Annotated in this window: 20 protein-coding genes; 6 read left to right on the forward strand and 14 right to left on the reverse strand. The window is 64.1% G+C overall.

All coding sequences use genetic code 11. The annotated features are described in order from the left end of the window. Window positions 1-150: 150 nt before the first annotated feature. Window positions 151-2616 (reverse strand): ATP-dependent Clp protease ATP-binding subunit ClpA, encoded by a 2466-nt coding sequence (gene clpA / locus CK222_RS14190; protein ID WP_066992605.1) that lies wholly within the window; start codon window positions 2614-2616, stop codon window positions 151-153. Between the two features lie 6 nt (window positions 2617-2622). Next, window positions 2623-2949, reverse strand: coding sequence for an ATP-dependent Clp protease adapter ClpS (clpS, locus tag CK222_RS14195; protein ID WP_176477647.1), 327 nt, complete (start codon window positions 2947-2949; stop codon window positions 2623-2625). A gap of 89 nt (window positions 2950-3038) precedes the next feature. On the opposite strand from clpS, the gene CK222_RS32275 reads away from it, so the two are divergent. Continuing rightward, a complete protein-coding gene (locus CK222_RS32275) occupies window positions 3039-3215 on the forward strand; it encodes a hypothetical protein (protein WP_156751000.1) in 177 nt (58 codons plus the stop codon). Between the two features lie 10 nt (window positions 3216-3225). Here the strand turns inward: CK222_RS32275 and CK222_RS14200 are convergent, their stop codons facing one another. Beyond that, window positions 3226-3555, reverse strand: coding sequence for a phasin family protein (locus CK222_RS14200; RefSeq protein ID WP_066992785.1), 330 nt, complete (start codon window positions 3553-3555; stop codon window positions 3226-3228). A gap of 288 nt (window positions 3556-3843) precedes the next feature. Here CK222_RS14200 and CK222_RS14205 point away from each other — a divergent pair, with 288 nt between their 5' ends. Then, entirely contained in the window at window positions 3844-5298 is a 1455-nt protein-coding gene (locus CK222_RS14205; RefSeq protein WP_095800773.1) for a D-alanyl-D-alanine carboxypeptidase, read from the forward strand. A 41-nt stretch (window positions 5299-5339) separates the two neighbouring features. Here CK222_RS14205 and CK222_RS14210 read toward each other — a convergent pair whose 3' ends face one another. From CK222_RS14210 to CK222_RS14220, 3 genes are all read right to left on the reverse strand, one after another. Next, complete coding sequence (locus tag CK222_RS14210) at window positions 5340-6038, reverse strand: molecular chaperone DnaJ (protein ID WP_067319851.1); 699 nt, start codon at window positions 6036-6038, stop codon at window positions 5340-5342. 123 nt (window positions 6039-6161) lie between these two features. Then, a complete protein-coding gene (locus CK222_RS14215; protein WP_095800774.1) occupies window positions 6162-6599 on the reverse strand; it encodes a DUF1489 family protein in 438 nt (145 codons plus the stop codon). 139 nt (window positions 6600-6738) lie between these two features. Continuing rightward, on the reverse strand, window positions 6739-8142 hold the full coding sequence (locus CK222_RS14220; RefSeq protein ID WP_095800775.1) for an L-serine ammonia-lyase: 1404 nt from the start codon (window positions 8140-8142) through the stop codon (window positions 6739-6741). A 169-nt stretch (window positions 8143-8311) separates the two neighbouring features. Between CK222_RS14220 and CK222_RS14225 the strand changes: the two genes are divergently transcribed. After that, complete coding sequence (locus CK222_RS14225) at window positions 8312-9031, forward strand: DUF599 domain-containing protein (RefSeq protein ID WP_095800776.1); 720 nt, start codon at window positions 8312-8314, stop codon at window positions 9029-9031. On the opposite strand, the gene CK222_RS14230 is transcribed toward CK222_RS14225, so the two are convergent. The 5 genes from CK222_RS14230 to CK222_RS14250 form a co-directional block, all read right to left on the reverse strand. Then, complete coding sequence (locus CK222_RS14230; protein WP_095800777.1) at window positions 9004-9801, reverse strand: YdcF family protein; 798 nt, start codon at window positions 9799-9801, stop codon at window positions 9004-9006. The genes CK222_RS14225 and CK222_RS14230 overlap by 28 nt on opposite strands. Before the next feature lie 82 nt (window positions 9802-9883). Beyond that, a complete protein-coding gene (locus CK222_RS14235; protein ID WP_095800778.1) occupies window positions 9884-11449 on the reverse strand; it encodes an amidase family protein in 1566 nt (521 codons plus the stop codon). After that, window positions 11449-11907: a GNAT family N-acetyltransferase gene (locus CK222_RS14240; protein ID WP_095800779.1), complete on the reverse strand. Its 459-nt coding sequence runs from the start codon at window positions 11905-11907 to the stop codon at window positions 11449-11451. The genes CK222_RS14235 and CK222_RS14240 overlap by 1 nt, the downstream gene beginning before the upstream one ends. Window positions 11908-11914: 7 nt before the next feature. Beyond that, window positions 11915-12202, reverse strand: a complete 288-nt coding sequence (gene gatC / locus CK222_RS14245) for an Asp-tRNA(Asn)/Glu-tRNA(Gln) amidotransferase subunit GatC (protein ID WP_095800780.1) — start codon at window positions 12200-12202, stop codon at window positions 11915-11917. Between the two features lie 137 nt (window positions 12203-12339). Further along, complete coding sequence (locus CK222_RS14250; protein WP_095800878.1) at window positions 12340-13047, reverse strand: metal-dependent hydrolase; 708 nt, start codon at window positions 13045-13047, stop codon at window positions 12340-12342. A gap of 107 nt (window positions 13048-13154) precedes the next feature. Between CK222_RS14250 and ruvX the strand changes: the two genes are divergently transcribed. After that, complete coding sequence (gene ruvX / locus CK222_RS14255) at window positions 13155-13637, forward strand: Holliday junction resolvase RuvX (protein ID WP_095780546.1); 483 nt, start codon at window positions 13155-13157, stop codon at window positions 13635-13637. On the opposite strand, the gene CK222_RS14260 is transcribed toward ruvX, so the two are convergent. From CK222_RS14260 to CK222_RS14270, 3 genes are all read right to left on the reverse strand, one after another. Then, the gene (locus CK222_RS14260) at window positions 13579-13920 is read right to left on the reverse strand and encodes a DUF6105 family protein (protein WP_066992578.1); all 342 of its coding nucleotides are present in this window, start codon (window positions 13918-13920) and stop codon (window positions 13579-13581) included. The genes ruvX and CK222_RS14260 overlap by 59 nt on opposite strands. Then, the gene (locus CK222_RS14265) at window positions 13920-14480 is read right to left on the reverse strand and encodes a hypothetical protein (protein WP_095800781.1); all 561 of its coding nucleotides are present in this window, start codon (window positions 14478-14480) and stop codon (window positions 13920-13922) included. Before CK222_RS14265 ends, CK222_RS14260 begins: the two co-directional genes overlap by 1 nt. A 152-nt stretch (window positions 14481-14632) precedes the next feature. Then, window positions 14633-16261, reverse strand: coding sequence for a DNA alkylation response protein (locus CK222_RS14270; protein WP_095800879.1), 1629 nt, complete (start codon window positions 16259-16261; stop codon window positions 14633-14635). 182 nt (window positions 16262-16443) lie between these two features. On the opposite strand from CK222_RS14270, the gene CK222_RS14275 reads away from it, so the two are divergent. Both CK222_RS14275 and CK222_RS14280 read left to right on the forward strand, forming a co-directional pair. Continuing rightward, entirely contained in the window at window positions 16444-17409 is a 966-nt protein-coding gene (locus tag CK222_RS14275) for an aspartate carbamoyltransferase catalytic subunit (protein ID WP_095777744.1), read from the forward strand. After that, window positions 17406-18692 carry a dihydroorotase gene (locus CK222_RS14280; protein WP_095800782.1) on the forward strand — a complete coding sequence of 429 codons (1287 nt, stop codon included), beginning with the start codon at window positions 17406-17408 and terminating at the stop codon, window positions 18690-18692. The genes CK222_RS14275 and CK222_RS14280 overlap by 4 nt, the downstream gene beginning before the upstream one ends. The last annotated feature ends 32 nt before the right edge of the window (window positions 18693-18724 follow it).

Here is an 18724-nt window from a genome sequence, read left to right on the forward strand (position 1 = left end):
GTCACGTGCCGGTTCCTCCCAATCAAAAAGCCCCGTTGCCGGGGCTTTTTGACTGCAATGCATGTCGCCCAAAGACGGGCGGCCGTTTTGGTAACAAGCACCTAGTGCGCGCCGCCTGAATCCGTTTCAGCGGGACGCGCTTCAGGTCGATCAGCCCTTGCGGGGCAGCTGTGGCACCAGGCTTCGCTTGCCGCCGTCCTTGCCCTTCGGCTCCGGCTTCTGCGCCACGGCCTTCTTGGCGGCAGGCTTCTTCGCCGCCGCCTTCCTCGGCTTCGGCGCGTCCTCCGGCTCTTCCTTCTTTGGCTTCACCGGAGCTTCATCGGCCAACGATTCGAGCTTCAGGCCGGTCTCGCCGGTTTCCTTCTTCTCGACGGTGACGCGCACCGTGCCACCCTTCTTCAGCTTGCCGAACAGCACCTCGTCGGCCAGCGGCTTCTTGATGTGCTCCTGAATGACGCGGCCGAGCGGACGCGCGCCCATGCGCTCGTCATAGCCCTTGTCGGCCAGCCAGGCGATCGCGTCCGGCGACAGGTCGAAGGTGACGCCCCGCTCGGAAAGCTGAGCCTCGAGCTGCATGACGAATTTCTGCACCACCTGATGGATCACCGGTATCGGCAGCGAGCCGAACGGAATGATCGCGTCGAGACGGTTGCGGAATTCGGGCGTGAACAGCCGGTTGATAGCCTCGACGTCGTCGCCCTCCCGCTTGGTCGAGCCGAAGCCGATCGCCGCGCGCTGAGCGTCCGATGCGCCCGCATTGGTCGTCATGATCAGGATGACGTTGCGGAAGTCGATCTGCTTGCCGTTGTGGTCGGTCAGCTTGCCATGGTCCATCACCTGCAACAGGATGTTGAACAGATCCGGATGCGCCTTCTCCACCTCGTCGAGCAACAGCACGCAATGGGGATGCTGGTCGACACCGTCGGTCAACAGTCCACCCTGGTCGAAGCCGACATAGCCGGGAGGTGCGCCGATCAGCCGCGAGACGGTGTGGCGTTCCATATATTCCGACATGTCGAAGCGGATCAGCTCGACGCCGAGCGAGGCCGCAAGTTGCTTGGCCACTTCCGTCTTGCCGACGCCGGTCGGCCCCGAGAACAGGTAGGAACCGATCGGCTTCTCCGGCTCGCGCAGGCCCGCCCGCGCCAGCTTGATCGCCGACGTCAGCGCCGTGATTGCGGTATCCTGACCGTAGACGACGCGCTTCAGCTCGACATCGAGACCCTGCAGCACCTTCTCGTCGTCCGCCGAGACCGTCTTCGGCGGGATGCGCGCCATGGTGGCGATCGTCGCTTCGATTTCCTTGATGCCGATCGTCTTCTTGCGCTTGGCCTCAGGCACCAACATCTGCGAGGCGCCGGTCTCGTCGATCACGTCGATCGCCTTGTCCGGCAGCTTTCGGTCGCTGATGTAGCGGGCCGACAACTCCACCGAAGCCTTGATCGCCTCGCTCGTGTAGCGGACCTTGTGGAACTCCTCGAAATAGGGCTTCAGGCCCTTCATGATCTCAATGGCGTCCTCGATGGTCGGCTCGTTGACGTCGATCTTTTGGAAGCGCCGCACCAGCGCGCGGTCCTTCTCGAAGAACTGGCGGAACTCCTTGTACGTTGTCGAGCCGATGCAGCGGATCGCGCCGGACGACAGCGCCGGCTTCAACAGGTTCGAGGCATCCATGGCGCCGCCGGACGTGGCCCCTGCCCCGATCACGGTGTGGATCTCGTCGATGAAAAGCACCGCGCCCGGATAGTCCTCGAGCTCCTTGACGACCTGCTTCAGGCGCTCCTCGAAGTCGCCGCGATAGCGGGTGCCGGCCAACAGCGTGCCCATGTCGAGCGCGAAGATGGTGGCGTCCTGCAGCACCTCGGGCACGTCGCCTTCGACGATGCGTTTGGCAAGGCCCTCGGCGATCGCCGTCTTGCCGACGCCTGGGTCGCCGACATAGAGCGGGTTGTTCTTGGAGCGGCGGCACAGCACCTGGATGGTGCGATTGATCTCGCTCTCGCGACCGATCAGCGGATCGATCTTGCCGGCCTTGGCCTTGTTGTTGAGGTTGATGCAGTAGGCCGTCAGCGCGTCCTGCGGCTTCTTCTTGCCGCCGTCTTCCTGCGGCTCGGCGCCGTTCTGACCGCCCTGCTCATCGTCGGCGCCGCGCGGCGTGCGCGACTCCGAAGCGCCGGGGCGCTTGGCGATGCCGTGCGAGATGTAGTTGACCGCGTCGTAGCGGGTCATCTGCTGTTCCTGCAGGAAATAGGCCGCATGGCTTTCGCGCTCGGCAAAGATTGCGACGAGCACATTGGCCCCGGACACCTCCTCGCGGCCGGACGACTGCACATGGATGACGGCGCGCTGGATGACGCGCTGGAACCCGGCGGTCGGTTTCGAATCCTCGTCGTAACCGGTGACGAGATTGTCGAGCTCGGTGTCGATATAGGTCAGAACGGTGTGCTTGAGCTCGTCGAGATCGACATTGCAGGCGCGCATCACCGCGGCCGCCTCGGTGTCGTCGATGAGCGCCAGCAGCAGGTGTTCGAGCGTTGCATATTCATGATGCCGCTCGTTGGCGAACGTCAGCGCCTGATGTAGCGCCTTTTCCAGGCCTTGGGAGAAAGCCGGCATGTTACCTCACTTCTTCTCCATCACGCATTGCAGCGGATGCTGATTCTGTCGGGCGAAATCCATGACCTGAGACACTTTGGTCTCGGCCACCTCGAATGTGTAGACCCCGCACTCGCCCACTCCATGATTATGAACATGCAGCATGATGCGTGTGGCGGCCTCGCGGTCCTTCTGGAAAAAACGCTCCAGGACGTGGACCACGAACTCCATGGGAGTGTAGTCGTCGTTAAGGATGAGGACCCTGTAGAGGCTGGGCTTTTTTGTCTTGGTTTTGGTGCGCGTGATGACCGCCGTGCCGCGACCGGGATCGCTGCGGTCGCCGTCACCTTGCATTCGCACCACGCCTGCCGTGGCAGTCAAACCGATCGTCACGTAGTCCTGCCTTTTCGAATCCTCATGCGAGTTCAACATGTAGGTCTTCGATGGCCGATTTTAAGCCCTTCTGTTTAGCTGACAATATGGCTAGGTACGCAAACTTCAGCGAATTTCTCAATCGTGAATGCGGCAAGGCGCGGGTGGTTGCGGCGGCGCATGAAAAAACCCGGCCGCGCTTCCGCGACCGGGTTGTTTTTGCGGGCCGGCTAGCCTGCCCGATGTGATCGGACGAAATTACTTCGCCTTGGCGACGACCGATTCGAACGGCTTGTAGGCTTCCTTGGCGAGCTCGGCATAGAGATTGCCGATCTTGCTGGCCTCGGCCACGAAGCTCTCGTAGCTCTGCTTGGCGTAGTCGGTCTGGATCTCGATGGCCTTCTCGATCGACTTGGCCGAGAACAGCTTCTCGAAGGCGGCGCTGCCGGCCTCGAAGCTCTTCTTGGTGTATTCGCCGGCTTCGGTCGCGATCGCCTGCGCACCCTTGGTGAGCGAGGCAAAGCTCTTCAGCCCGGTGTCGGCAAACTCCTTGCCGTATTTCGCGAAGTCCTCATAGGTCTGGGTCATTTCATGCCTTCCCTTGGTTGAAACGCCCATTTAGCCCCGGGCGCCCTTGTGCAATGCACTGGAATATATTGTGCGCTGCACAAAAGTCAAGATTGCCTTGAGCCGCAAGGGCTCCGCGCGACAGCGACCGCTAAAGTTCGAATAAACAGAGGCTCAAATCGCCAGAAAATGGTGAACGCGGCGGTTACCATAAACGGATTGGTAACGCTGACCGCGATAGCTTGGCCGGAAGTGAGGCAGGCACCCCTCTGCCGCCTCCGGGGCAACGAAAATTCAGGGTAAGTAACGGTGCGTCAGGCGTTGTCGGGCTTCGTCTCCAAATCTTCATTCTCCTTCAAGGCGATCATGATTGCCGCGCTCGCGGTGACGATTGTCACCGCCGATGTCGCCTCCGCGATGGCGGCAAAGTCTGCCGCGATTGTCGTCGACGCCAAGACCGGAAGGGTGCTTTATTCGGCCGACGCCAACGGCCGGCGCTATCCGGCTTCACTCACCAAGATGATGACGCTCTACCTCACCTTCGAGGCATTGGCGAAGGGCAGGATCGGCAAGAACACGCCGGTGCCGTTCTCGGCCCATGCCGCGTCCGAGCCGCCGACCAAGCTCGGCGTGCGCGCCGGCGGGTCGGTGCCGGTCGAGACCGCGATCCTGTCGATGGTGACGAAGTCGGCGAACGACTCGGCGACCGCGCTGGGCGAGTTGCTCGGCGGCAGCGAAGACAATTTTGCCCGCATGATGACGGCCAAGGCACGCCAGCTTGGCATGAACGGCACTGTCTTCCGCAATGCCAATGGCCTGCCCGATCCGGGCCAGTTCACCACGGCGCACGACATGGCGATGCTCGGCATCGCGCTCCGCGAGCACTTCCCGCAATATTACGGCTATTTCTCGCAGCGCTCGTTCCTCTATGGCCGCCAGCGCATCAACGGCCATAATCGCCTGCTCGGCCGCATCAAGGGTGTCGACGGCATCAAAACCGGCTACACGCGCGCTTCCGGCTACAACCTGGTCTCCTCAGTCGCCGATGGCGATCGCCGCCTCGTCGCAGTGGTGATGGGCGGCGCTTCCGGCCGCAGCCGCGACAACCAGATGGCTTCACTGATCAACACCTATCTGCCGCGCGCCTCGACCCGCGGCGGCGGCAACCTGATCGCCAAGGCGGGCGGCGGCAATCCGATCAAGGCTCTGGCCAAGGTCCTCCTGCCCAAGCATGACGCGCCGACTCCGGACGAAAAACCGGCTGTCGACGACACCGAAGTCGCGTCAGCCGATGACAGCGCGCCGGTCGCTGAGGAAACCAAGCCGGTGATCCAGGTCAGGAAGGTGAAGACGGTTGCGGTGGCCGCCATGGCTTCGGCAGCCGCGCCCCAAGAAACCACCTCAGAGACCGAAACCGCATCACAGCCCGAAGCCACGTCCCAGACGGTTGCCGCTTACGCCGAGCCGGCCGCAGCCGCCGCCCCGGCCATCGATCCGGTCAAGACGGCCTCGCTGCCGTCGGGATGGGTGGTGCAGGTCGCGTCCTCGCCGACGCAATCGGGGGCTCAGGCGCTTCTCGACAAGACGACCAAGCAGGCGCCGAAGGTGCTGGCCGACGCATCGGGCTTCACGGTCGCGTTCGACAAGGGCGGCGTCACCTACTACCGCGCCCGCTTCGGCGGTTTCGGCTCGAAGGACGCAGCCTGGAAAGCTTGCGACGCCCTGAAGCGAAAGAAGATCGAGTGCTACGCCGTCCAGCAATAGGCGGCTTTTGAACCTCCCGGGAAGTTCCGCGTCGAAGGAGACTAGTCGTGATTGGAGAGCAAGACGTCCTTGGCTTCATTGATCCGCGCCGCCAGGACAGACGTGCCGCCGACATCGGCGTTCAGGCGCTGCATCAGGCGGCGGTGCGCCTTGCGGATATCCGCCGCGGCAGCCCCCGCTTCAAGACCAAGGATCTTGTAGGCCTCCTCCTTAGTCATGGCGCCCGCACCTGGCGCAACACCCAGCCCTTCGCCACTGTCCGGCTGCGCGTCCTTGCGCCAGACGGGAAAACGGCCGTCAAGATACGTCTCTAGCAGCTGGCGGCTCTCCGGGTCCGGCCGCAGCTCGACATGGAGTTGCTGCAGCTCCTCGATCCCCATGGCGCTCAGCATTCTCCCCTCGTAATGGCCGGCGAGAACAAGGCCTTCGAGCTTGCCGCTGTCGTGGTCGAGCTCCATTTCGAGAGCCGCGGTGCGCACGGTTGAGCGTTTGGCCGCGACAAGCTTCGGTGGCGGTCGCCTCGCCCGCATCCAGGCATACCAGCCTGCACCCGCAATCATCAGCAGGCCGCCAAAGCTGCTGCGGCCGACCACGAGCATCGTCGCGCCGATCAGGCCCAACAGCGCGGGCCCAAGCGTTCTGAGACTGTCCGCCATCCTCGCTGCGTCGGCACGCACAAAGATTGTCGCAGCGCCGAAAAGCATCAGGAGCACGGCTGCCAATGCGATGATCACGCCCATCAGTTTGCACCGCCATCCAAATGATTGTGCATCAAAATCAAGATGTGGCGCAGGGGCGGTGCTTGCAAGCCCCACGCCGGGCCGCTCGAAGGGCCAGCAAGCGGAAGATGAGGACCTGCAGTCCTACAGCAGGCCGAGTTCCGCAAGCTCCAGGCCCAGTTTCGGCGGCATCTCGGCCAATGCGGCCCTGCCCTTGCCGAGATCGGCCGGCGCATCGGAGGGCTTAAGATAACGCCAGCCCTGGAAGGCGCGGCGCGGCTGCCAGTCGGTGCGCACCACTTCGGGATCGAGCACGAGATGGCAGCGGCCGATGCCTTCGCCGTCGACGAAAGGCCGGATCTCCGTGATCAGCTGCCGGCATTGGACGTTGCCCTTGATCACCCAGTAGAGCGAGCCGCCATCGGTGATCTCCCCACCGCGCGTCGGCACCATGCGCGTGGTGTGCCAGTGCTCGGCCGGCTCGCCGGCGCGGCACCGCTCGTCGAGACGGAAGGCGATCCACTCTTCCAGGTCCTCGACGCTGTCGCAGCCGACGCAGAGTTTGACGAGATTGAGAGACATGCCCGCAATCTAGCGACAGCGCCGGAGGCATTCAACGCCAAGCGGGATTATGCACAGGCCGACTGCAGCCAAATCATGAGGCCAGCGTGGCCGTTTCGATCGCTTCGGCAAACCAAGCCCGCCGGTGGAAAGGGCAAGGTCAGCACTCGACCACGTTGACAGCGAGTCCGCCGAGGCTGGTTTCCTTGTATTTCTCGTTCATGTCGAGACCGGTCTGGCGCATGGTCTCGATCGCAGCATCCAGCGGCACGAAATGCGTCCCGTCGCCCTTGATGGCGAGCGAGGCGGCTGTCACCGCCTTGACCGCGCCCAGCGCATTGCGCTCGATGCAGGGCACCTGCACCAGGCCGCCGACCGGATCGCAGGTCATGCCGAGGTGGTGCTCGAGCGCGATTTCGGCGGCGTTCTCGACCTGCTCCGGAGTGCCTCCCATGACCGCGCAAAGCCCGGCCGCCGCCATTGCCGAAGCGGATCCCACTTCGCCCTGGCAGCCGACCTCGGCGCCCGAGATCGAAGCGTTTGACTTGATGATGCCGCCGACGGCGGCGGCCGTCAGCAGGAAGTCGCGGATGCTCGGCTGGTCGGCTTCGGGATGGAAATGCAGCCAGTAGCGCAGCACCGCCGGCAGCGTGCCGGCGGCACCGTTGGTCGGCGCAGTCACCACGCGCCCGCCGGCGGCGTTCTCCTCGTTCACCGCCATGGCATAGATCGACAGCCAGTCATTGGCTAGCAAGGGGTTGGGCCGGTTCTGCTGCCACTGTTCCTGCAGCTTGTCATGCAATTGGCGTGCGCGGCGCCGCACCTTCAGTCCGCCCGGCATGATGCCGTCCTGCGACAGCCCGCGGTCGATGCAGCCTTTCATGGCGCTCCAGATCGCGTCGAGTCCGGCGTCCAGCTCCTCGCGCGACATATGCGTTTCCTCGTTGGACCGCTTCATCTCGGCGATCGAAAGCCCGCTCTTGGCCGCCATCGCCAGCATCTCGACGGCGTTCTTGAACGGATAAGGCACCTTCTTGCCTTCCGTCGTCACCGAGCCCTTGGCCTTCATGCGCTGCAACTCTTCCTCGGAGACGACGAAGCCGCCGCCGATCGAATAATAGATGCGCTTGAGCAGCAGCCGGTCGGACGCATCGTAGGCATAGAAGGCCATGCCGTTGGCGTGGCCGGTCAGCGGCGTCTTGCGGTCGAGCACCAGATCCTTGGCCGGGTCGAAGCGGTAGGCCGGATGCCCAGGCGGTGAAATCCGTTTCTCCGTTCCGATGCGGGCAACGATGCTATCCGCCTCATCCGGATCGACCGTCTGCGGCGTCTCGCCGGCCAGTCCGAGGATGACGGCGCGGTCCGAGCCATGGCCGATGCCGGTATAAGCGAGCGAGCCGTGCAGGCTGGCGCCGATCCGATCGACCTTGACGCCGGCCGGGCGCGGCCAGTCGTCGGCGAGGATCTCGTCGAGGAAACGGCGGGCAGCCGTCATCGGCCCCATCGTATGCGAGCTCGATGGACCGATGCCGATCTTGAACAGGTCGAAAACCGAAAGGAACACGCGCCGCTGTCTCCTGGAGGCCGCTCAAAACTTACATATAGGAATTCTCGCGATGTTTCCGCTGTTTTGCATGTCGCGGCGCGGCGTCAGCCGACCTTGTTTGCTCCGGCAGCGACATGTACCGCTTGCTTTCCGCCGTCGAAGCGCCCGGCCTGTGGTAAAAGAACGTATGGGCGATTCCCTTCATCTTTCGGCGACAGACCTGGCCGCTCTGGCCTTTTTCCTGGTCGTCTGGGTGCTGCATACGCTGGCCTCCGACGGCAAGCTGGTTAGCCGCGTGTCGCTGACCACGGCCATGAACGCTCAGCGCGAAGCCTGGATGCGCAACATGGCCGAGCGCGAGGTGCGCATAGTCGACACCGCCATCATGTCCGGGCTGCAGCAAGGCACCGCCTTCTTTGCCTCGAGCTCTCTGATCGCGCTCGGCGGCTGCTTTGCCCTTCTCGGCGCTTCCGACCGGGTTCTAACCATAATGGCTGACCTGCCGTTGGCCTCCGCATCCTCCCGCGAAGCCTTCCAGACCAAGATGTTCGGCCTGGTGCTGATCCTCGCCTTCGCCTTCTTCAAATTCGGCTGGGCCTACCGGCTGTTCAACTACTGCTCGATCCTGATCGGTGCCGTGCCGGTCCCGCATGGCGAGGCCTCGCGCAATCCGGTCAGCGGGGCGGCGGTGTGGCGGGCCACCCGCATGAACGTGCTTGCCGGCAAGCATTTCAATTCCGGCCTGCGCGCCGTCTTCTTCTCGATCGGCTATCTCGGCTCGTTCGTCGGCCCGACGGTGTTCGTGCTGTCGACGCTGGTGCTGCTTGCCGTGCTTGTGCGGCGCCAGTTCTTCTCGGCCGCGCGCCAGGCAGTGCTCGGTCAGCCGCCCGGCGCAGGGAAAGGTTGATCGATGCGGCCCGACAGCCAATAGGCGGAGAGCCCGATCCATTCGCGGATCGCCATGGTGGTCGCCTGCAGCGAATCGGCCGGATTGTCGCGGAACAGACCGGTGCCTTCCTTGCCTGAGGTGCGGTAATCGACCGGCCAGGGGACGGTTGGAAAACCGGCCTTGTCGAACAGCGCCTTGGCGCGCGGCATATGGAAGGCAGACGTCACCAGCAGCCATGTCTCGCCCGGTTTCGGCTCGACCAGCCTGCGGGTGAAGACTGCATTTTCGTACGTGTTGCGGGACTTGTTCTCAAGAATCAGGCGATCGGGCGCGACCCCCAGCGCGCCAAGCAGGCGCGGCGCGGTGTCGGCATCGCCCTCGCCGTCCAGGAAAAGCTCGCCATTGCCGCCGGAGACGACCACTTTCGCTTGCGGAAAACGCCTGGCGAGGATCGCGGTCTCGACCATGCGATCGCCGCCGCTGTTCAGCTCATAGCCGCCGCGCGCCAGATTGATCGCGCCCTCGAAACCGCCGCCGAGCACGACGATGCCGTCGACCTTGTCCGGCAGCGGCGGCTTGGGAAAGCGTTCCTCCAGCGGATTGAGCATCATTGCGCCAAGCGAGGTCCAGGCCGAAAGCGCGAGGATCAGGAAGGCGAGCACGCTGCCGGTGCCGGCCAGCCGAGGGCGGCGGAAGAGCGCCGCCAGCAGACCGGCGAGCAGCAGGAAGATCGCCAGATTGAGCGGCTGGACGAGAAACCAGAGGATCTTGGAAAGATAATAGAACATCCCTCACCCCATTACGGCGCCGCGCGTCCGTTTGGACGCACAAAGGACGCCACAACGCTAATGGACTAGATGAGGGACAACGCTACCACCACTTGTCCGGCTGGAACCTGCCCGCGGCCTGTTCGATGACGTGGGCGGTCTGGAACAGCGTTTCCTCGTCGAACGGCCTGCCGATGAGCTGCAGGCCGAGCGGCAGGCCTTTGCGGTCAAGGCCGGCGGGCACCGATATCCCCGGCAACCCGGCCATGTTCACCGTCACGGTGAAGATGTCGTTGAGATACATTTTCACCGGATCGGCGTTCATGTCCTCGTCGGCGACGCCGAAGGCAGCCGACGGTGTGGCCGGGGTCAGGATGACGTCGACACCGGCAGCAAAGACGGTCTCGAAATCGCGCTTGATCAGCGTGCGCACTTTCTGCGCCTGCAGGTAGTAGGCGTCGTAGTAACCCGCGGAAAGCACATAGGTGCCGATCATGATGCGGCGCTTAACCTCGCGGCCGAAGCCGGCGGCGCGCGTCTTCTCATACATGTCGACGATGTCCTTGCCGGGCACGCGCAACCCGTAGCGCACGCCGTCATAGCGGGCGAGGTTGGACGAGGCCTCGGCCGGCGCCACGATGTAGTAGGCCGGCAGCGCGTATTTGGTGTGCGGCAGCGAGATATCGACGATCTCCGCCCCGGCATCCTTCAGCCAGGCAATTCCTTTCTGCCAGAGCGCCTCGATATCCTCGGGCATGCCGTCGACGCGGTACTCCTTCGGAATGCCGACCTTCATGCCCTTGATCGGCTTGCCGATCACCGCCTCGTAGTCCGGCACCGGCCGGTCGACCGACGTCGTGTCCTTCGGGTCGGAGGAGGCCATCGACTTCAACAGGATCGCGGCGTCGCGCACATCGCGCCCGATCGGACCGGCCTGGTCGAGCGAGGACGCGAAAGCGACCACGCCCCAGCGCGAGCAGCGGCCATAGGTCGGCTTGATGCCGACGGTGCCGGTGAAGGCTGCCGGCTGGCGGATCGAGCCGCCGGTATCGGTCGCAGTGGCGCCGGCGCAGAGGAAGGCGGCGACCGCGGAAGCCGATCCGCCGGAGGAGCCGCCCGGCACCAGCTGGGCGTTATCCAGCGTCCGCGCGGTCTTCGCGCCGCCGGCCGAGACAAACCCGCCGTCGCCCTGATGCGTCGTCCGCGTCACCACCGTGTCGAGGCGCGAGCGCCGCCAAGGATTGATGACCGGGCCGTAATAGGAGGTCTCGTTGGAGGAGCCCATGGCGAACTCGTCCATGTTGAGCTTGCCGAGCATAACGGCGCCGTCGGCCCACAGATTGGATGTGACGGTCGATTCGTAGCGCGGTTGGAAACCGTCGAGCACATGGCTGCAGGCCTGGGTGTGGACGCCTTCGGTGGCGAACAGATCCTTGATGCCGAGCGGAATTCCTTCGAGCGCCCCGCCCTCGCCCTTGCCGAGCTTCGCGTCGGAAACCTTGGCCATCTCGCGCGCCTTGTCGCCGGTCACCGCGACATAGGCATTGAGCACCGGATTGGCGCGCTCGATCGCCGAGAGATAGGCTTCGGTGATCTCGGCAGCCGAAATCTCCTTGCCGCGCAGCTTGGCGCGGGCCTCGGAAATGGTGAGATGTGTGAGGTCGCTCATCAGGCAAGGCTCTTTTCGTAAAACACCGACCATTCCGAGTCGGGATAATCCAGCACCGGGCCGCAACGCGAAAACCCGGCGCGTTCGTAGACGGCCCAGGCGGCAGGGTGGCGATCGCCGGTCTCCAGAACCAGGCGCTTCAGGCCTTCCTGCCGCGCCAGACCCTCGATCCGCGCAACGATTTGGGCACCGATCTTCTGGCCGCGATGCGTGGGCCGCGTGTACATGCGCTTGACCTCGCCGACCGCGTCCGCATGACGCTTCAGCGCGCCGCAGCCGACCGCAAGGCCAGCGTCGCGGGCGACGAACACGGTCGTGTCGTGGCCAGCCATCTGCTCGACGGTGAGGTGATAGCAATGTTCCGGCGGCGTCAGTTCGAGCAGCGCGGTGTTGAGTTCTGCGACCAGCGCGCGCACGTCGTCCTGCAAGGGCGTCTCGACGCCGATTTCGACGGCCATCCTGCCCTTACTCCACAACCTTGGGAACGAGGAAGAAATTCTCTTCCATGGCCGGCGCGTTGGCGACGATGTCGACCGCTTTGTTGCCGTCGGTGATCATATCCTGCCGCTTCTTCATCTCCATCGGCGTGACCGAAGTCATCGGTTCGACGCCGGAGACGTCCACCTCGTTCAACTGCTCGACGAAGCCAAGGATGGCGTTCAGCTCGCCTGTCATGCGTTCGGCATCCTGCTCGCTCACGGCAATGCGGGCAAGGTGCGCGACGCGCTTCACGGTCTGAAGATCAACGGACATGTCTATTTGCCTCGGGAAAACCAGTGCGGGCTATAGCGGCGCCGCGCTTGCGGCGCAACATAGATCATGCCGCCGACCGGGATGCGGTGCTTCGGGCGCCGCTCTAGGTAGTGTACCCTACTACATAGGGCGAACGCCTAGATCGTGATCGCCTTGCCGATCTCGGGCAGCGCCACCTTGACGCCGGATCCCTCCATGCCGGCGACGAATTTGTCGGCGGTCTGGTCGATCATCGGGAAGGTGCCGAAATGGCAGGGAACGACCGTATCGAAGCGGAAAAAGCGGCGGCAGGCTAGGGCAGCCACCGCGCCGCCCATGGTGAAGCGATCGCCGACCGGCACGATGCCGATCTTCGGTTCATGCAATTCGTTGATCAGCCCCATATCGGAAAAGATGTCGGTGTCGCCCATGTAGTAGAGCGTCTTGTCCTCCGGGAAATGCAGCACGAGCCCGCCCGGATTGCCGAGATAGGTGTTGGTACCGTCTTGTCCGCCGAACGAAGAGGAGTGCAAAGCCTGGACGAAAGTGGCGGTGAAGGGACCGCAATCGACCGTACCGCCGATATTGCCGGGATTAATCTTCTTATCGCTGACGCCCTGGCCGACGAGATACATGCAGATCTCGAAATTGGCGACCAGCATGGCGCCGCTCTTGTTCAGTACCTCGGCGGCTCCGCTGATATGATCGCTGTGGCCATGGGTCAGAAGAACATGCGTCACCCCTTCGGCTGGATTTTCCCAGCCGCCCGTCCATGACGGATTGCCGACCAGATACGGGTCTATGAGGATGTTGGCGTCCTTGGTCTCGATGCGGAATGCCGAATGTCCATACCAGGTCAGTTTCATGAAGGGATTCCTCGATTTTCTCGTTGCCAAAGGATAGAACGCCGAAAGCAAATTGAAAGTCCCGCGGCCGATCAAAAAGGCGCGCGGCGACTAACCAGGACGAGCCGTTGGGCATCATAAGCATTGAGGAATTGCCGGCACTTCTCGCGGGCGGCCGCACGCTCGCCGGGCTTGATCTGGGCGACAAGACGATCGGCGTGGCGGTATCGGACCGAAGCCTGTCCTTTGCCCATCCGCGCCCGGTCATCCTGCGCAAGAAGTTTTCGCTCGATGCCGCCCAGTTGCTGGCTCAGCTCGAGAAGGACAATGTCGGCGCGATCGTGCTCGGCCTTCCGGTCAACATGGACGGATCGGAAGGTCCGCGCGCCCAGAAGTCCCGCGCCTTCGCGCGCAACATGGCCGCCTTGTCCGACCTGCCCTTCGTGCTATGGGACGAGCGGCTGTCGACGGTCGCGGCGGAACGGACGCTGATCGAGATGGATTTCTCGCGCAAGAAGCGCGCCGGCAAGATCGATTCGGCGGCGGCGGCCTTTATTCTGCAGGGAGCGTTGGACCGACTCCAGTCGCTCGGCCGAGCTGATCGGGGCTGACAGGGCCTTCCCGGCGCCGCCTGATCCATTCGGCGATTTGGCGCCGGCGGCGGAATGCCACCAGTCCGAGCAGCAGGAAACTGTCGAACACGCAGGCCCGCGCCACCATACCGGGGATGATCCCCGGATCGACGCCGAGCATCTGGCCGTAAAGCTGGAAGACCAGGTCGTGCAATTGGCGGCTGAGCATCACGTAGCCGAAATTGATGTCGTTGAGAGACAGGAAGAACCAGCCCCAGAACAGGACCAGCGGAGCCGCCCAGAATGCGAACAAGGCGCGCATCAGCGGCGACCTCCGGGTCTGGTTTCCGGCCGGCTGGAGATGCGGGACAGGAGCGAGCTGTGCGCGACGCTCGCTGCCATGCGATGGGAAACCAGGGGGGCTTCGCCTTCATGCAAGGTCATCGCGGCGAGAGCCGAGCGTCGCTCGGCGAGCACCGCGACATAAGAGGCGAGCAGCGCCGTCATCTGGATGGCGACGACCATGAACAGCCCGTTGATGCCTTGCGCGGCGCCGCCGACGAGAATCACCGAAAGCAGGAAGGAGGCGCAGATGAAGGCTATCCGCACCACCGTATCGCCCGCATCCGGCCTTGTCGCGATGTTGAGCAGCGTCTCGACGAAGGCCCAGCAGAACAGCAGCGCGACGATCAGCAGAGCGACCGCGAGCGGCGCCACGACGAGAGCATGATCGAGATCCGGGAAACGGCTGCTTTGCAGCGAGACGCCAAGCACGCCGAGCGCCGACGCGATGCCGCGATTGCCATCCATGCAGATGTAGGCCAGCAGGGCGAAGACAACCGCCCAATGCAAGGCCAGAAATGATGTCAAAACGTGCCGCATGCGCTTCCTGCCTGGGAGCACGGGATCGTCATGGTTAACATTTCCCTACTCCGGTGGACAGAGTGGGCTCCGCGAAGCCTCCCCGCAACGGAAACCATTCGTTAAGGTTAACGGCAATCCACAGGCCGGCGATCGAACGCCTTTCAGGCCGCTCAATTCAGCGGCGGGTAAAGCGTGTCGATGATCATGCGCGCGTCATGGCGCGAATCGAGCATGCCGTAGGTGGTGCGCCATTGGCCGCCGAGTCTTGTTTCGACGAAGGCGTCGGCGATCCGCCCTGCCCCCAGCCGGCGCAGCTCCGCCGCCGCCGCCGAAAGCGCCAGCTGTTCGGTCAGCAGGCGAGCAGAGCCCTGGTCGGTCGAAGCCACCTGCATGGCCGCATTGAGCACGCTGATGGTGCCCCGCCCGCCGGCGCCGAGGTCGCGGTCGATGCCGGCCAGCACCTCCTCGAACAGGCCTGGCGCGCGGCCAAGCACACGCAGCACGTCGAGCGCCATGACGTTGCCGGAGCCTTCCCAGATCGCGTTGACCGGAGCCTCACGGTAATAGCGAGCAAGCGGCGCTTCCTCCACATAGCCGTTGCCGCCGAGGCACTCCATCGCCTCGTAAAGCAAGGCCGGTGCGATCTTGCATACCCAGTATTTGACCACCGGCGTCATGGCGCGTGCAAAGGCCGCCTCGCCGCGATCGCTCGCCGCCTCGTCGAAGGAACGCGCCAGCCGGAACGACAGCGCCGTCGCGGCGGCAACGTCGAGCGCCATGTCGGCAAGGACCCGCTGCATCAGCGGTTGATCGACCAGACTGGTGCCGAACACCTGGCGATGGCGCACGTGGTGGACGGCTTCGACCAGCCCGGCGCGCATGAGCGCTGACGAAGCGACGGCGCAGTCGAGCCTGGTCAGCGTGACCATGTCCATGATCGTCTTGATCCCGGCGCCCGGCTCGCCGACCATCTCGCCGATGGCATTGGCGAACTCGACCTCCGACGAGGCGTTGGAGCGGTTGCCGAGCTTGTCCTTCAGGCGCTGGAAACGGAAGCCATTGCCCGAGCCGTCGCCCAGAATGCGCGGAACCAGGAAGCATGAAAGCCCTTCCGGCACCTGGCCGAGCACGAGAAAGGCGTCGGACATCGGCGCCGACATGAACCATTTATGCCCGGTCAGCCGATAGAAGCCGTTTCCCGCGCGCTCGGCCTTTGTGACATTGGCGCGCACGTCGGTGCCGCCCTGTTTCTCGGTCATACCCATGCCGAGGGTAAGCCCGGTCTTTTGCACCGGCGGCTTCTGGCTCTGGTCGTATTTGCGCGTTGTCACGCGCGGCGCCCATTCGCGGAACAGCTTTGGGCTCGCCATCAGCGCCGCCAGCGAAGCGCTGGTCATGGTGATGGGGCAAAGATGTCCGGTCTCGAGCTCCGCGGTCAGGTAGAAGCGCGCCGCCCTCACCTGATGCCGGCGGCCGATCTCGGCATCGCCGTTTTCCCAAACCGAGGAATGCAGGCCGCCGGCAACCGAGCGTCGCATGAGCGCGTGATAAGCGGGATGAAACTCGACCAGATCGACGCGTCGGCCCTGGCGGTCATGCGTCCTGAGCTTCGGAGTGTCGGTGTTGGCGAGCCGGGCAAGTTCCTGTGCTTCCTGCGTCATGACGAACCTGCCGAGCCCGTCCAGATCCTTGCGGACGGAATCGGAAAAACGCTCGGCAAGCTGGATGAGCAACGGATCGCCCCGCCATGCGTTGCCGCCCGTCAGTGGCGGCGGCTGGTTGATCACCTCGTCGGTCACGCCCAATCCTTCAGTTGGCAGAGAGGTCCTTACCATCTCAAGGCCGCGGTCGCGAATCCGAAGCCATCGGGCCTTATAGCCAAGCAATGCAAGGCGCGCGACGAAAATACCGGGGAGAACGCGCGCAATCCAAAGCTGGCGCTTGCGGCTGGCCGGACCGCACCCTATAGCAGCGCCTTGAGATGACCGACGCTTCGTCCCTGCCGCTGTTCCCTCACCGCCATCTTCTAGGCATCCGCGATCTTTCCCCCGCTGATATCGAGCTGTTGCTCGATCGCGCCGACCGGGCCGTCTCGATCTCGCGGCAATCTGAAAAGAAGACCTCGACGCTGCGCGGCCGGACACAAATCAACCTCTTCTACGAGGCCTCGACCCGCACGCAATCGTCCTTCGAGCTCGCCGGAAAACGGCTCGGGGCCGACGTCATGAACATGTCGGTGGCGAGCTCTTCGGTGAAGAAGGGCGAGACCCTGATCGACACCGCCATGACGCTCAACGCCATGCGTCCGGATATCCTGATCATCCGCCATCAGTCGGCGGGCGCGGCAGCGCTTCTGGCGCAAAAGGTCGGCTGCTCGGTGGTCAACGCCGGCGACGGCGCGCATGAGCACCCGACGCAGGCGCTGCTCGACGCGCTGACCATACGCCGCGCCAAGGGACCGCTGTCGAAGCTGATCGTGGCGATCTGCGGCGACATTCTGCATTCGCGCGTCGCCCGCTCCAACATCATGCTCTTGAACGCGCTCGGCGCGCAGGTGCGGGTGGTCGCACCCTCCACGCTGCTGCCCGCGGGCATCGACAGGATGGGCGTGATCGTGTCGCGCTCGATGGCGGAAGGACTGAAGGACGCCGACGTCGTGATGATGCTGCGCCTGCAGCGCGAGCGCATGGAAGGCGCCTTCGTGCCGTCGATCCGCGAATATTTCCGCTATTTCGGCCTCGACGCCGAGAAGCTGAAAGCGGCCAAGGAGGATGCGCTGGTCATGCATCCCGGGCCGATGAACCGCGGCGTCGAGATCGCCTCGGAGATCGCCGACGGGCCGCAGAGCGTCATCCAGGAACAGGTCGAGATGGGCGTAGCCGTGCGCATGGCGGTTATGCAAGCGCTGTTAGACCCGCGTCGCAACCAGGAGGGACGCGGCGCATGAGCGTGACGGTCTTCAACAAGGCCCGCATCGTCGACCCCTCGCGCGGTGTCGACGAGATCGGTGCGGTAATCGTCGACGGCCGCCGGATCGTCGCCGCCGGCAAGGCGGCGCTGAACCAGGGCGCGCCCGAAGGCGCTGTCGTCATCGACTGCGCCGGCAAGACGATTATTCCGGGTCTCATCGATGCCCGCGTCTTCATCGGCGAACCCGGCGGTGAGCACCGCGAGACCATCGCCTCGGCAAGCGTCGCTGCGGCAGCCGGCGGCGTCACCTCCATCGTCATGATGCCTGACACCAATCCGGTGATCGACAATGTGGCGCTGGTCGAATTCGTGCTGCGCACGGCAAGGGACACCGCAAGCGTCAACATCTTCCCAGCGGCGGCAATCACCAAGGGTCTCGACGGCCGCGAGATGACCGAGTTCGGCCTGCTGCGCGAAGCCGGCGCCGTGGCCTTCACCGATGGTCGACACACGATCGCCAACGCCTTGGTCATGCGCCGCGCGCTGACTTATGCCCGCGATTTCGGTAGCGTGATCGCGCATGAAACCCAGGATGCCGACCTTGCCTCGGCCGGCGTGATGAACGAGGGCCTTTATGCGAGCTGGCTCGGCCTTTCCGGCATCCCGCGCGAGGCCGAGCTCATCCCGCTGGAGCGGGACCTGGCGCTGGCGCGGCTGACCGGCGGCGCCTATCACGCCGCCAAGATCTCGACTGCGATGGCGGTTGGCGCGGTGAGCCGGGCAAAGGCCGACGGCGCCAATGTCACGGCGGGCGTCGCCATCCACAATCTGTCGCTCAATGAGAACGATGTCGGCGAATACCGCACCTTCTTCCGGCTCACCCCGCCCTTGCGCGCCGAGGACGACCGGATGGCGATGGTCGAGGCGATCAAGGACGGCACGATCGATCTCATCGTCTCCTCGCACGACCCGCAGGATGTCGATACCAAGCGACTGCCTTTCGCGGATGCCGCCGCCGGGGCGATCGGGCTGGAGACGCTGCTTGGCGCAGCACTTCGGCTCTACCACAATGGCGATGTGCCGCTGCTCAGGCTGGTTGAGACCCTGTCCACCGCGCCGGCAAGACTGTTCGGCCTGCCCGGCGGCACGCTGAAGCCGGGTGCCGCGGCCGATCTTGCGCTGGTCGATCTTGACGAGCCCTGGATCGTCAGCGAGAGCGGCCTGCACTCGCGGTCGAAGAACACCTGTTTCGAAGGCGCGCGCCTTCAGGGCAAAGTCTTGCAAACCATGGTAGCGGGCCGCACAGTGTTTTCGGCCTGAACATCAATCGACCAAAGCCGGAAGCAGCTGGA

This window comes from Mesorhizobium sp. WSM3866 (assembly GCF_002294795.1).
Taxonomy (GTDB): Bacteria; Pseudomonadota; Alphaproteobacteria; order Rhizobiales; family Rhizobiaceae; genus Mesorhizobium.